Below are 13,622 nucleotides of genomic sequence, written 5' to 3' on the forward strand. Positions count from 1 at the left end.
CCCGGCGGGTGCGGAACGGACCGCCGTGGTGATCATCGCGTCGACCCGCGCGGCGACCGGCGTCTACTCCGACCGCACCGGACCGGTCATCGTGCAATGGTTGCGGGACAGAGGTTTTCGCGTCGACGACCCGACGGTGGTGCCGGACGGTCCGGAGGTCACCGCTGCATTGCGGTCCGCGGTGGGCGCCGACCTGGTGATCACCTCCGGCGGAACGGGGATCTCACCGACCGACCGCACCCCCGAGGCGACCTCGGAGATCCTGGACCGGGAGATCCCCGGGCTGGCCGCTGCGATTCGTGCCGAGGGCAGCGACGCGGTGCCGACCGCAGTCCTGTCCCGCGGGCTGGCGGGGGTGGCCGGCCGGACCCTGGTGGTGAACCTGCCCGGTTCCACCGGTGGTGTCCGGGACGGGCTGACCGTGTTGGGGCGAGTCGTCGATCACGCGATGAGCCAGCTCCGCGGCGGCGACCACGCGACCGGCGACCACGCGACCGGCGACCACGCGACCGGCGACCACGCGACCGGCGATCACGCGACCGGCGGGCTCTGAATGGCGGGGCGGGTGGCGCTCAGCCAGGTCACCGAGAGCGTGCTCGACCTGGCGGCGCATCTCAGTGCCGTCGACGACCCCGCCGCCGGGGCGACGGTGAGCTTCTCCGGCGTCGTCCGCAACCACGACGGCGGCCGGCAGGTGGCCGAACTCGAGTACCACGGGCACCCGACCGCCGCGGCGGTGGTGGACGAGGTCGCGGCCGAGATCGCCGCCCGGGACGGTGTCGTGGCCCTCGCCGTGTCACACCGGGTCGGTCTGCTGCGAGTGGGCGACGTCGCGCTGGCGGCGGCCGTGTCCGCCGCCCACCGCAGGGAGGCGTTCGAGGCCTGCAGTGATCTGGTCGACGAGGTGAAGCGGCGGCTGCCGGTGTGGAAGCGCCAGGTCTTCGACGACGGGTCGGATGAATGGGTCGGGTCGGCGTGATGGCAGGATCGGGCGCAGACCGGACAGACCCCACGGACCAGACAGAACCCACCCACGAGAGGCGCAGAGCCGATGACGGAATCGACCCACGAAGCCGAGCTCACCGTTCGAGAGGTGGCCGCCCAGAACAGGTTCGAGATCCTGGTCGACGGGAAGACAGCGGGATTCACCGTGTACCGGGCGTCCGGGGATCGCTACACGTTCACCCATACCGAGATCGACCCGGCGTACGAGGGCCGTGGACTCGGCTCAGTGCTGATCAAGCAGACTCTGGAAGAGATGCGCTCACGGGGCATCGCCGTGCTGCCGCAGTGTCCGTTCGTCCGCCGGTACATCTCCCGGCACACCGAATATCTCGACCTCGTGCCGGCCGACGCCAGGGCTCGGTTCGACCTGCCGGCCTGACCGGCGCACGCGGATGCCGAGTGACGACGAGGCGCGGCTGGCAGCCTTCCGCGAAGCCTTTGCGGTGTCGGAGATCCGGCACGATCGAGCGCTCTCCGCGGCGATCACCGAACTCCTGGACGGCCGCTCGGCGACCGAGGCGGTGCTGATCCTGCGGGCGCTCGGACTGGAACCGCACGAGGGCGTGCCGCCCGGCGCATCCGGTGCTTATGTCGTGCCCGGGACCGACATCGACGTCAACGTCAGGCATCTCAAGAAGTCCTGGTTCCAGATCAGCCTGCTGACCGCGGCCCTGCTGTTCAGCCTCACCACGCCTGCGGGTCTGGGCATCGCGGCGATCGTCGCCCTGCAGGGCAGCCTGCGGAAGATCACCGACGAGGAACTCGAGGTGGTCGCGGCACTGGGCCGGCTGTTGCGGGAGAAGGACGTGCAGTGGGTCGATCAGGACGAGTTGCTCCGGCGTCTGCCGGACGACAAAGGGCCAGAGCACAACCGACGACTGCTCGCGACGGTCGTCGACAAGGGCTTCGTCAAGAGCAGTGCTGGTCAGCTCGGCCTGAACAGCTGACGTCCGGTGCCGTCGTCAAGGTGGTGCCGTCGTGAGGGTGGTGCCGCCGTGAACGCCTCCGATGACGACGACCGGCCGGTCCGGATGTTCGACTACTGGTCGCTGGTCTCGAATCTGGACGAGGATCGGGTGCTGTCACTGGCGATCGCCATCGTGCTGCAACAGCACGACGTGGCCGGCAGGGCGAGCATGATCCGGCTGCTCGGGCTGGCGGAACCCCGGATCGATGTGTCGACGCCGCCGGAGCCACCCCAACCCGGCACGCCGGACTTCGGGGAGTGGCTGGCCCGCCCGCACGAGGGCCCGCGGATCCGCGCGGTCCGGTACGACCTCGGAATACTCGACGCCGCAACCATTTTCATCCTCGCGACCCTGCAGCCCGCCGACCCGGCACGGCTTTTCGCCGTTCGTCAACGACTCGGATCGATCGCCGACGGCGACCTCACCGTCGCATGCGGGATCGCCCGTCAGATGATCGAGACCGGCAGTGAGCGGGCCCCGGCGGGTGCGGTGCCGGAAGGCGCTGCCCTGGACCGGCTGATCGCCGCCGGGATCCTGGCGACCGACGGCGACGGGCTCGTCTTCAGCTGAGCACGCCGGCGGTGGCGGGCGCCGCAGTCGCGGTGGTGGGCGATGCGCCGGCGCTGGCCGCGTTCTCGATGACCGCGGTCGCGACCAGCAACATCGACACCCTGCGGTCCATCGCCGTGCGCTGCAGCCAGCGGAACGCCTGCGGCTCGGTCATCCGTTGCTGGCTCATCAGCAGCCCCTTGGCCCGGTCGATCACCTTGCGCGAGTGCAGGCGCTGCGAGGCGTCCGCGACGTCGGCGCGCAGCTTGGCGGCGTCCGCATGCCGCGCGATGGCCACCTCGAGTGCGGGCAGCAGCGACGCGGCGGTGAACGGCTTGCTCACGTAGGCCATCGCGCCGACCTGCACGGCCTTGCCGACCAGTTCGGCGTCGGTGAAGGCACTGAGCATCACGACGGGTGCCGGACACCGTTCGGCAATTCCGGCGGCGGCCGTGATGCCGTCGGTCCGGGGCATCTTCACGTCCAGGATCACCACGTCCGGCCGCAGCTCGCCGGCGAGGGCGACCGCCTCGTCTCCGTCCCCGGTCTGGCCGACGACGTCGAAACCTTCCTCGGTCAACATCTCGGCGAGATCCATCCGGATGAGCGGCTCGTCCTCGGCGATCAGCACCCGCCGTCGGGCGGTCCGTTCGGCGACCGCGGTCCGCTGTGCCGTTCGCACGCCGCTCATGTCTTCACATCCCCCTGGTCAGGTGTCGGACCGCTGGTCCGAACGATCCGCCATGCTGGCTGAATCGATACAGCCATTGTCACACGCCTACTTGGCGAATCACCGCGGCAGCAGCCGATCCATCCTTGCGGCGTAGCACACAACCCGTCCGAGTCCCTCCGGAAGTCGTTATGCAACAGCGTGTTCCGGCTGCAGGCAGCACCGGCCTAACATTTCGGGATGTCCGTCACCCCCCATGTTTCCGGCAGATGACGATCTTCGACGGGTTCGCCTTGAGCACGGTCGCGGTCGGCGCAGATGTCGACCTGCGGGTGCGGGTCGGCGGCGCCGGTCCGCCGGTCGTGCTGTTGCACGGCCATCCACGGACGCACACCACCTGGTACGCGGTCGCGCCGCTGCTGGTGGCGGCGGGATTCACAGTCGTCTGCCCGGACCTGCGCGGGTACGGGCGATCGTCGAAACCACCGACGACGGAGAACCACGCCCCGTACTCGAAACGTGCGATGGCGGCCGACATCGTTGCCCTGATGCGCACTCTCGGTCATCCGCGGTTCGCGCTCGCCGGCCACGACCGTGGCAGCTACGTGGCGATGCGGCTGGCGCTGGATCACCCGTCGGCGGTGACGGCTCTCGCCCTGCTGGACTGCGTCCCGATCGGCGAGGCCCTGCGGCGGGCCGACGCGCGCTTCGCGACGGCGTGGTGGCACTGGTTCTTCTTCGCCCAGCCGGACAAGCCGGAGCGGGCCATCCTCGCGGACCCGGAGAGGTGGTACGGCGGCGACCCGGCCCGGATGGGGGCGGAGAACCACGCCGACTTCGCCGCCGCCATCTCCGATCCCGCCACCATCCGGGCGATGCTGGAGGACTACCGCGCGGGACTCGGTGTCGATCGCGCCGCCGACGACGACGATCGCGCGGCGGGCCGGACGATCGGCTGCCCGACGATGGTGCTGTGGTCGACCCGGGACGACCTGGAGGACCTCTACGGCGACGTCCTCGGGATCTGGCGGCCCTGGGCCGACCGGTTGACCGGCGGCCCGATCGAGAGCGGGCATCACATGGCCGAGGACGCTCCGGACGAGCTGGCCGATCGGCTGGCCCGGTTCTTCGCACGGCAGGACTGACCGGCCCGCCTCCCACCCCGTGACCACCACCACCCCAGTGGCCCCTCAGTGGCTGTTGATCATGACGAAACTCCCGTCGTTTGCGGCGTGTCGGGGGCCAAAGGTGCGAGTTTTGCCATGATCAACGCGGGGCCGGGGCGTAGGCGAGGCAGCGGAACACCGGAGTTGGGCGGCGCCGACCGCGTTCACCGCTGGCGGAATCGGCGCCGAACCTGCCCGCTCCGGGAAGTCAGGTGGCAACCTGCGGGTTGAGCAGTCTGACCACCAGGAGGTGTGCCGATGACGGCAGCAGGCGGGATGGGCGCCCGGCGGATGATGCACCAGGACCGTTCGGTACTGGAGAAGAAACTCGCGCCGGGCACCCTGCGCAGGGTCGCGTCGTTCGCCCGGCCGTACCGCAAGGAGCTGGCGGTCTTCCTGCTGCTCACCATCGTGTCCTCGGTGATCGGCGTCGCGACACCGCTGCTGGCCGGTCAGGTGATCAACGAGATCAGCCTCGGCGGCACCGTGCGGATGGTGCTGATCATCGCCGGGGTGATCGCCGGCCTTGCGGTGCTGGACGCCCTGCTGTCGCTGGGGACCCGGTGGTACTCCTCGCGCATCGGCGAGGGCCTGATCTTCGACATGCGCACCCAGGTCTTCCAGCACGTGCAGCAGATGTCGCTGGCCTTCTTCACCCGCACGCAAACCGGCGCGCTGGTCAGCAGGCTGAACAACGACGTGATCGGCGCGCAGCAGGCGTTCACCTCGACCCTGTCCGGCATCGTCGCCAACGTCATCGGGCTCATCCTGACCTCGGTGGTGATGTTCACCCTGTCCTGGCAGGTCACGGTGCTGTCGCTGATCCTGCTGCCGATCTTCGTGCTGCCGGCCCGCTGGTTCGGCCGGAAGCTGCAGGCGCTGACCAGGGAGAGTTACGGCCTCAACGCCTCGATGAACACAACCACCACAGAGCGGTTCAACGTCTCCGGTGCGCTGCTGGTCACGCTGTTCGGCCGGCCCGAGGTCGAGGCGGCGTCGTTCAGCGACCGGGCGGGACGGGTCCGCGACATCGGCGTGACGACCGCGATGTACGGGCGGGTGTTCATCGTCGCGCTGGGCCTGGTCGCCGCGCTGGCCCAGGCGCTCACCTACGGGCTCGGCGGCACGCTCGCGATCAACGGCTCGCTGGAGCCCGGTGCGGTGGTCTCGCTGGCGCTGCTGCTGTCCAGGCTGTACGGGCCGCTGACGGCGCTGTCCAACGTCCGGGTCGACGTGATGAGCGCGCTGGTGTCGTTCGAACGGGTCTTCGAGGTGCTCGACCTGAAGCCGCTGATCACCGAGAAGCCCGACGCGCAGCCGTTGCCGGCGGGCCGGCAGTCCATCGAGTTCGACGACGTGCACTTCGCCTATCCCGGCGCCGAGGAGGTGTCGCTGGCATCTCTGGAGGACCTGGCGATCCCGGACACCACCCCCCGGCACCCGGTCCTGCACGGCGTCGATTTCCGTGCAGAACCGGGCCAGTTGGTAGCACTCGTCGGGCCGTCCGGTGCAGGCAAGACCACCATCTCGCAACTGGTTCCGCGGGTGTACGACGTCGACTCCGGGTCGGTGCGGATCGGCGGCGTGGACGTCCGCGACCTGACGTTGCAGTCCCTGCGTGATGCCATCGGGGTCGTCGCGCAGGACGCGCACCTGTTCCACGACACCATCAGGGGCAACCTGCTGTACGCCCGGCCGGACGCCGACGAGCAGCAGATCATCGAGGCCCTGCGGGCGGCGCAGATCTGGGACCTGGTGGCCTCCATGCCGCAGGGCCTCGACACCGTCGTCGGCGACCGTGGGCACCGGCTCTCCGGGGGCGAGAAGCAGCGCATCGCCATCGCCAGGGTGCTGTTGAAGGCACCGGCGATCGTCATCCTCGACGAGGCGACGGCGCACCTGGACAGCGAGTCCGAGGTCGCGGTGCAGCGCGCGCTGGCCGCCGCGCTCGAGGGCCGGACCTCGCTCGTCATCGCGCACCGGTTGTCCACCATTCGCAGTGCCGACCAGATCCTGGTGGTGGAGAACGGCCGGGTGGTCCAGTCCGGCGACCACGACGCACTGATGGCCGAAGGCGGGCTGTACTCCGAGCTCTATCGCACCCAGTTCGAGCGGCAGGCCACGGCCCCGGCGATCGTCGGGGCCGTTGCGGCCGATTGATCTCCGAGCGGACCCCCGGCTCGCGACGCGCTAATTTGGCGGCACCCAGCAAAGGAGAGCCTCGTGGGCACGGTGGTCATGTACGGCTCGGTGTCGGTGGACGGCTTCGTCGCGGACGAAAGCGACCAGCCCGGACCGCTGTTCGACTGGTTGACCAGCGGTGACGTTCCGTTGGACGAGAGCGGCGTGCTGAAGGTGTCGCGGACCTCCTACGACTACATCCGGCCGTACTGGGACCAGATCGCGGTGACGATCGCCGGTCGCCGCGTCTTCGACATGACGGACGGCTGGGACGGCACGCCGCCGAGCGGGATCGACCACGTGGTCGTCGTGACGCACCGGCCGGCGCCCGAGGGTTGGGACCCCGAGGCGCCGTTTCACTTCGTCGAAGGCGTCGGGGCGGCCGTGGCCAGGGCGCAGGAGCTTGCGGGTGACCGCATCGTCGAGGTCGCCGCGGGCGACGTCGGTGGCCAGGTGCTTGCCGCGGGGCTGGTCGACGAGGTGCGAATGGACATCGTTCCGGTCGTGTTCGGGTCCGGCAAACGCTATTTCGGGTCGGTCGACGCCCAGCACCTGTTGGCGGATCCCGACGTGGTGATTCAGGGAAACCGGGTGCTCCACCTGCGCTTTCCGGTGCGCCGCTGACCGATCTGAGCGGGTACGGGTGGACCAAGTCAGCCGCGGGCGTCGGCGAGGTGGGTCGCCGCGATGCCCACCAGATGTTCCAGGTCGGCGGCGACCGTCGCGAAGGTGAAGCCCTCGGACAGCCGTCGCGCAGCCGTCCGGCCGTCGAAGGTGTGGATGCCCGCGGCGACTCCGGCCTCCGCGGCCGCCTCCCGGATCCGGCCGAGCGCAGCCTCGAACTCGTCGTCCAGTGCAGGGTCCTTCGGCGTCCGACCACCGAGCGCGAGCCGCAGATCCGAGGGGCCGATGTACACGCCGTCCAGGCCCGGCATGGCGCAGATCTCGGCCACGTTCCGCAGGCCGGCAGCGGTCTCGATCATCGCGAACACCAGCACGGCCGCGTCGGCATGCGCGGGTGCCGGTCCGATCCGCAGCGCCGCCCGGGTCGGTCCGAACGAACGTCGGCCGGTCGGTGGGTACCGCGCCGCGCCGACCGCTGCGGCGGCGTCGGCCGCGGTGTCGATCAGCGGAACGATGACCCCGCCGGCGCCGGCATCCAGCGCGCGGCCGATCGGGGTCGGGTTGTTCGCCTCCACCCGGACCAACCCGACGGACGTTGCGCCGGCATCGATGGCGGTCAGGCCGTGCAGGATGCCGGAGTAGCCGAGCAGCCCGTGCTGGCCGTCCAGCACGACGTAGTCGTAGCCCAGCCGCGCGACCCGCTCGGTGGCGACAGGTGCGTCCAGCACGACCCAGTAGCCGAAGACCGGCTGCCGGTCGCGGACCCTCCGGGCGAATGCGGAGATGTGCTCAGCGGTCACGGATGTCGTGCTCCTTCGCGGTACAGGTGGCCGGGTGGTCGCACCAACGATCCCAGACGCTTGCCTTGAGCTGACCACATGGGGCAGTGGTGGTCCGTGGTCGGTGCGTTCCTGGCAGACCCCGACATCCTCGCTGCGACCGGAATTCTCGCGGGTGAGACACCGGTGGCCGCGATCCCTTTCAGATCGCGGCCACCGGTTGAGGTCAATCGCCTGTCGGGCTCGATCAGGCGGGACCGGGCACCTTGAACGGAAGCTTGGCGCCGGCACCCTGCGCCGCGAGAGCGGTGAAGTACGTCAGCGCCGCCGTGGTGATCAGGGCGAAGAACACCCCGAACGACGGGCCGTAGGAGATGCCGATGTCACCGAACGCGTCGGAGTAGCCGCCCCCGTAGAAGAACGTCTGCAGCAGCACCAGGATCATCAGCACGAACGAGGCCGCCGCGCCGTAGGCGAGCCACTCCGGCCGCACCTGGCCGGGCTTCAGCACCCCGAAGAGCTGCAGTGCGTAGACGACGCCCACCGCGATGGCCAGCAGCACCGGGATCCACCACCAGAGCGACCATCCGTTCAGGCCGACCGATGCGATCCCGATGCCGGTGTACTTGACCGACCAGAAGCTGAAGAAGCTCGCGATCAGCGTCAGCAGTGACGCGCCGAGCACGCCCCAGCCGGCGATCGTCACCTTGGAGGCGTCGAACGACGGCTTGGCCATGCCACCGGCCGGCGGGTAGCCGGGGCCGCCGGGCGGACCGTATGCGCCCTGGGAGCCGGCGGGTGGGCCGTAGCCGGGTGGTGCTCCCGGCGGCGGGCCGTAGCCGGGAGGCGGCGGATAGGCGCCCTGCCCGGGCGGTGGCTGGTACCCGGGCGGTGGACCCTGATAGCCCGGCGGCGGTCCCTGCTGCTGCGCACCGGGCGGGGGTCCCTGCTGGTAGCCGGGCGGCGGTCCTTGCTGGTACCCGGGCGGTGGACCCTGCTGGTAGCCGGGCGGCGGCGGTGCCTGCTGGTAGCCCGGCGGAGGCTGGTAACCGGGCGGCGGCTGGTAACCGGGCGGGGGCTGGTTCGGGGGTGGGTAACCGCCCGGCGGGGGCGGTGCGGAGCCGCTCTGGTCGCCGGGGCCGGAGGAGCCGGATGGGCCCCCGGCGTCGGGTGATTCGTCCGGAGGTGAACCTCCGGGAGGGGGCTGGGACACTGCGGACCTCCTGGTCGCGAACGAACGGTCATGACGTGCACAGCCTGCGAAGGACGCAGGAGCGCGCGCCAGCAAGCAAACGGTATCCCCGACGCAAGGGCATCGGTAGCGGACACGCTCACCGGCCGCCGATCACCGGCTGTCACCGAATCCGATCGTGGCCGGCCGGCTGCGTCGGCAGCGGATCAGCCGCCGGCAAAGGGCGGCAGCACATCGAGCGCCTGCCCGTCACGGACAGCTGTCGCTGCAGTGTGGACAGCCACCTCGTCCAGCAGGAAACTGCACCGTTCGAGGACCCGCGCGAGCGGCGGGCCATGGCGTTCGGTCGCCGCGGCGAGCACCGACGCCACCGTGCAGGACCGCTCGGTGCCGGTCGGCAGCGGGATCGTCAGCCGTTCCTCCGGCACCCCGGCGGCGGCACGGGCGGCGGCGAAGTAGCGCACCGTCACCTGGACGACGCCCGGGCTGGATCCGCGTCGAGTCGCCACTTCCGGGTCCTTCGCCGCGTTTGAAGGGCCCGGAAGTGGCGACTCGATCGGCCCCCGCCTGTCAGCCACCGATCGCGCTCATCGGCCGGTCCGGCTGCAGGAAGGACGGGTCGTTGATGCCATGACCCGGCAGCTTCCCCCAGGTTGCGGTGCGCCAGACCGCGGCGATGTCCTCGTCGCGGCCTCCGCCGCGAACGAGCGCCCGTAGGTCGGTCTCGCTCCGCGAGAACAGGCAGGTGCGGACCTGGCCGTCCGCGGTCAGCCGGGTGCGGTCGCAGTCGCCGCAGAACGGTCGGGTCACCGAGGCGATGATGCCGACCGTGGCAGGCCCGCCGTCCACCTCGAAGAGTTCGGCGGGCGCCCCCAGCCGGGCACCGGGGTGCGGCGTCAGGTCGAAGTGCCCGGACAGCGAGGCCTGGATCTCGTCCGCCGTCACCATCCGTTCCCTGGTCCAGGAATGCCCGGCGTCCAGCGGCATCTGCTCGATGAACCGGAGGTGGTAGCCGTGGTCGAGGCTGAATCGCAGCAGTGCCGGAGCCTCGTGATCGTTGACCCCGCGCATCAGCACGGTGTTGATCTTGACCGGGGCGAGGCCGGCGTCGACCGCCGCCGCCAGCGCATCGAGAACGTCCTGCAGACGGTCGCGTCGGGTCAACCGGGTGAACGTGTCCCGGTCCAGTGAGTCGAGCGAGATGTTGATCCGGTCCAGCCCGGCCGCGACGAAGTCGGCGGCCCGGCGGGCGAAGCCGATGCCGTTCGTGGTCAGCGACATCTCCGGCCTCGGCGTGAGCCGGCCGACGCGGTCGATCAGCTCGACAATGCCCCTGCGCAGCAACGGTTCTCCGCCGGTGAACCGGATCTCCTCGATGCCAAGGGTGCGGACCGCCACATCGATGATCCGGACGAGTTCGTCGTCGGACAGCAAGTCGTCGCCGGGCAGCCAGTTCAACCCCTCGGCCGGCATGCAGTACGTGCAGCGAAGGTTGCAACGATCGGTCAGCGAGACCCGCAGGTCCCGCGCCCGGCGGCCGTACGGATCGATCAGATGGGGGGAGTCGCCGCGGGCGGCGGACGTCGCGAGTGCACTGCCGGGAACGGACGGCGATCCGGGTGTCGACGCTCCCACCACGGGGATACCGAGCGCGACAGGAGTCATCGACTCAGAGTAGCCGCGCACGATGGCAGCAGCGAATGGGTCATAGTGGAAGAAATGCCGAGCGGGAGGTCGCCGTGCGTGAGGTCGTTGCGGAACTGCTGCGCTGGTGGGAAGCCGGCGAGACGGTCGGCGTCGGCACGGTGACCGGCACCTTCCGGTCCGCCCCGCGACCGGCCGGGGCGGCGATGCTGGTCGGTCCGGACGGCACCGCCGTCGGCTCCGTCTCCGGTGGGTGCGTGGAGGGGGCCGTGTACGAACTGGCGACCTCGATTCTCACCGGAGAACGCGACGGGCCGGTCCTGCAGCGGTACGGCATCACCGATGACGACGCCTTCACCGTCGGCCTGACCTGTGGCGGCATCATCGACATCTTCGTCGAGGCGTTGTCGCAGCGGAGCTTTCCGGAGTTCGGCGTGCTGGCGGCGTCCGTCCTCGCCGGCGAACCGGTCGCGCTGGCGACCATCACCGCCGGCCGACCCGATCAAATCGGCCGGCACCTCGTCGTCTGGACCGCCGACTCCGCCGGGACGCTGGGCAGCACCCGGATCGACGACGCCCTCCGCGATGACGTCCGCGGCCTGCTCGCCACCGGCCGGACCGCGACGCTGACCTACGGACCGGACGGCCAACGCCGCGGCGAGGGCCTGTCGGTTTTCGTCTCGTGTTTCGCCCCCGCGCCGCGGATGCTCGTTTTCGGGGCCATCGATTTCGCGGCGGCCGTCGCCCGGGTGGGCAGCTTCCTCGGGTATCGGGTGACGGTCTGCGACGCCCGCCCGGTGTTCGCCACCGGCAAGCGGTTCCCGGAGGCCGACGAGGTGATCGTCGACTGGCCGCACCGGTACCTCCGGGCTCAGGTCGAAGCCGGCGCGCTCGACGGCCGAACCGTCATCTGCGTGTTGACCCACGACCCCAAGTTCGACGTGCCCGTGCTGACCGACGCCCTGCGGCTGCCGGTGGCCTACGTCGGCGCGATGGGATCGCGCAAGACCCACCTCGACCGCATCGACCGGCTCCGCGAGGCCGGGCTGACCGACGTCGAGCTGAGCCGCCTGTCATCACCGATCGGACTCGATCTGGGTGCGAGAACCCCTGAGGAGACTGCGATCTCGATCGCGGCAGAGATCATCGCCCGCCGCTGGGACGGTGCCGGACGGCCGCTGACGGAAACCTCCGGGGCAATCCACCGGCTGCCAATCGCACAGGCCTCCACGGATCCGATCGGCGCCCCCTCGGAACGTTGACACAGCCGGCCCGCTGACAGAGCCGCCCGCTGACAGAGCCGCCCGCAGACAGAGCCGCCCGCAGACAGAGCCGCCCGCTGACACAGCCGGGCGTCAGATGCCCTCGCGGGCGATGATCCGGCCGTCGTCGGCGGCCAGCCGGAGCTCGGCGTGGTCGCGTTCGTTCAGTTCCGCGTAGTGCATGGCGTAGTCGGCGATCGCGCGGTCGAAGGCGTCCGACCGGCCGAGGTACGCGGCGATCGCGACCCGGTCGCCTGACCTGGCATGTGCCCGGGCGAGCGTCTTGCCGCACAGCCCGCCGTAGAACGCCATCGTCGCCGGGTCGAGCTGTTCGACCACCACCGAGCCCTTGCCGTCCCGCAACTGCCGGATGTAGAAGTCCCGGTCCTGGCCGTCGATGCCGTGCACCCGCTGCGAGCCGAGGAAGATGTCGCTCGTCATCTGGGTCAGTCGCTGGCCGTGCACCACTCGCTCACCCTGGTTGGGGTAGTCCGTCGCGGGCGTCACGTGGTCGGCCAGCACCGACCGGGACGCCTCCTTGGCCTGCAGGATCAGCGGGTCGCCCGGTCCGGCCCCGTCCATCAGGACGATGTAGGCGCGTGTTCCGACGCTGCCGACACCGACCACCTTGAAGCCGAGCTGGACGAACGCGTACTGATCGAGCAGGTGCCGGCGGTCCGACTGGAGGCCTTCGCGGTAGTCGGCGATCATCGACCGGATCTGCCCGTACCAGCGTTCGACGTCCTCGCCCCAGGCGGCCAGCAGTTCCTCGCCAGGGATGATCAACGGCGGGTCGTTCCTGAACTGCACCTGCCCGTCGACGGTGACGCAGAGCTTGCGCAGCGCGTCGTTGCTGTCCCGGTACCTGGCCTTGGTCAGGCCCGCGTTGAGGTGCCGCTGGGCGGCGGATCCGACCCGTTGCTTGATGTCCTTCAGCAGGGCCGGGATGTCCTGGTGCGAGTACCACACCTCCAGGTTGCCCAGCGGGGCCAGCCGGCGGATCTCCTGCCGGTATTCCGCGGCCGATGCCAGCGCCGCGGCCGACGCCTTCTTGGGCGAGAAGCCACTCACCAGGGACGCGACCGCGACACTCGCGGCCAGCCGTTTGACGTCCCACTCGAACGGTCCCGGATAGGTCTCGTCGAAGTCGTTGATGTCGAAGGCCTGGTTGCGCTCGGGCGTGGAGTAGAAGCCGAAATTGCTCAGGTGCGCGTCTCCGCAGAGTTGCACCATCAGCCCAGAGTGCGGCGTGGAGCCCAGGTCGGCCGCCATCACGGCCGCCGCGCCGCGGAAGAAAGTGAACGGGCTGGCCAACATCCGTCCGTACCGGATCGGGACGAGTTGCGGCACTCTCGCCGCCGCCTGGGCCTCCAGCACCGCCAGCGGATCGGGTCGAGCGCCGCGCGTCGTCTCGGCGTGTGCGGACAGCGGCACGACGTGCCGCAGCGCCTTCCCGGCGGCCGCCCGCTCGTCGTGGGTGGCCCGTTCCGCCCGGACCCGGCGGGCGTATCCGGCGGTCGCCGGAGGTCCCGGCCGGATCACGGGGGACGCGGGTTCGGTCGTCCGGGAAGGCGCCATGCGG

15 protein-coding genes are annotated in these 13,622 nt (G+C 70.4%); 9 read left to right on the forward strand and 6 right to left on the reverse strand.

Features of this window, described 5'->3' with window-relative positions; translation table 11 throughout:
- Positions 1-28: 28 nt before the first annotated feature.
- The 5 genes from ACVBEQ_RS10645 to ACVBEQ_RS10665 all read left to right on the forward strand — a co-directional run bounded on the left by ACVBEQ_RS10645 (position 29) and on the right by ACVBEQ_RS10665 (position 2,543).
- Positions 29-553 (forward strand): MogA/MoaB family molybdenum cofactor biosynthesis protein, encoded by a 525-nt coding sequence (locus ACVBEQ_RS10645; RefSeq protein ID WP_447153259.1) that lies wholly within the window; start codon positions 29-31, stop codon positions 551-553.
- Positions 554-979, forward strand: coding sequence for a molybdenum cofactor biosynthesis protein MoaE (locus ACVBEQ_RS10650; RefSeq protein WP_447153104.1), 426 nt, complete (start codon positions 554-556; stop codon positions 977-979).
- A gap of 72 nt (positions 980-1,051) precedes the next feature.
- Positions 1,052-1,384, forward strand: coding sequence for a GNAT family N-acetyltransferase (locus ACVBEQ_RS10655; protein WP_447153105.1), 333 nt, complete (start codon positions 1,052-1,054; stop codon positions 1,382-1,384).
- 13 nt (positions 1,385-1,397) lie between these two features.
- Positions 1,398-1,952, forward strand: a complete 555-nt coding sequence (locus ACVBEQ_RS10660; RefSeq protein ID WP_447153106.1) for a hypothetical protein — start codon at positions 1,398-1,400, stop codon at positions 1,950-1,952.
- A gap of 48 nt (positions 1,953-2,000) precedes the next feature.
- Positions 2,001-2,543: a hypothetical protein gene (locus ACVBEQ_RS10665; RefSeq protein WP_447153107.1), complete on the forward strand. Its 543-nt coding sequence runs from the start codon at positions 2,001-2,003 to the stop codon at positions 2,541-2,543.
- Here the strand turns inward: ACVBEQ_RS10665 and ACVBEQ_RS10670 are convergent.
- Positions 2,536-3,213 carry an ANTAR domain-containing response regulator gene (locus ACVBEQ_RS10670; protein ID WP_447153108.1) on the reverse strand — a complete coding sequence of 226 codons (678 nt, stop codon included), beginning with the start codon at positions 3,211-3,213 and terminating at the stop codon, positions 2,536-2,538. The two genes, ACVBEQ_RS10665 and ACVBEQ_RS10670, sit on opposite strands and share 8 nt — an antisense overlap.
- Before the next feature lie 254 nt (positions 3,214-3,467).
- On the opposite strand from ACVBEQ_RS10670, the gene ACVBEQ_RS10675 reads away from it, so the two are divergent.
- The 3 genes from ACVBEQ_RS10675 to ACVBEQ_RS10685 all read left to right on the forward strand — a co-directional run bounded on the left by ACVBEQ_RS10675 (position 3,468) and on the right by ACVBEQ_RS10685 (position 7,163).
- Positions 3,468-4,337: an alpha/beta fold hydrolase gene (locus ACVBEQ_RS10675; RefSeq protein WP_447153260.1), complete on the forward strand. Its 870-nt coding sequence runs from the start codon at positions 3,468-3,470 to the stop codon at positions 4,335-4,337.
- 279 nt (positions 4,338-4,616) lie between these two features.
- The gene (locus ACVBEQ_RS10680; RefSeq protein ID WP_447153109.1) at positions 4,617-6,518 is read left to right on the forward strand and encodes an ABC transporter ATP-binding protein; all 1,902 of its coding nucleotides are present in this window, start codon (positions 4,617-4,619) and stop codon (positions 6,516-6,518) included.
- 63 nt (positions 6,519-6,581) lie between these two features.
- On the forward strand, positions 6,582-7,163 hold the full coding sequence (locus tag ACVBEQ_RS10685) for a dihydrofolate reductase family protein (protein ID WP_447153110.1): 582 nt from the start codon (positions 6,582-6,584) through the stop codon (positions 7,161-7,163).
- A 29-nt stretch (positions 7,164-7,192) separates the two neighbouring features.
- On the opposite strand, the gene ACVBEQ_RS10690 is transcribed toward ACVBEQ_RS10685, so the two are convergent.
- The 4 genes from ACVBEQ_RS10690 to moaA form a co-directional block, all read right to left on the reverse strand.
- Positions 7,193-7,963 (reverse strand): HpcH/HpaI aldolase family protein, encoded by a 771-nt coding sequence (locus ACVBEQ_RS10690; RefSeq protein ID WP_447153111.1) that lies wholly within the window; start codon positions 7,961-7,963, stop codon positions 7,193-7,195.
- Positions 7,964-8,189: 226 nt separating this feature from the next.
- Positions 8,190-9,155 (reverse strand): hypothetical protein, encoded by a 966-nt coding sequence (locus tag ACVBEQ_RS10695; protein WP_447153112.1) that lies wholly within the window; start codon positions 9,153-9,155, stop codon positions 8,190-8,192.
- Between the two features lie 185 nt (positions 9,156-9,340).
- On the reverse strand, positions 9,341-9,643 hold the full coding sequence (locus tag ACVBEQ_RS10700; protein WP_447153113.1) for a MoaD/ThiS family protein: 303 nt from the start codon (positions 9,641-9,643) through the stop codon (positions 9,341-9,343).
- Positions 9,644-9,704: 61 nt separating this feature from the next.
- On the reverse strand, positions 9,705-10,799 hold the full coding sequence (gene moaA / locus ACVBEQ_RS10705; protein ID WP_447153114.1) for a GTP 3',8-cyclase MoaA: 1,095 nt from the start codon (positions 10,797-10,799) through the stop codon (positions 9,705-9,707).
- 74 nt (positions 10,800-10,873) lie between these two features.
- Between moaA and ACVBEQ_RS10710 the strand changes: the two genes are divergently transcribed.
- A complete protein-coding gene (locus ACVBEQ_RS10710) occupies positions 10,874-12,040 on the forward strand; it encodes an XdhC family protein (protein ID WP_447153115.1) in 1,167 nt (388 codons plus the stop codon).
- Between the two features lie 93 nt (positions 12,041-12,133).
- On the opposite strand, the gene ACVBEQ_RS10715 is transcribed toward ACVBEQ_RS10710, so the two are convergent.
- The gene (locus ACVBEQ_RS10715; RefSeq protein WP_447153116.1) at positions 12,134-13,618 is read right to left on the reverse strand and encodes a DUF2252 domain-containing protein; all 1,485 of its coding nucleotides are present in this window, start codon (positions 13,616-13,618) and stop codon (positions 12,134-12,136) included.
- Between the last annotated feature and the right edge of the window lie 4 nt (positions 13,619-13,622).

It is taken from the genome of Nakamurella sp. GG22, assembly GCF_052976845.2.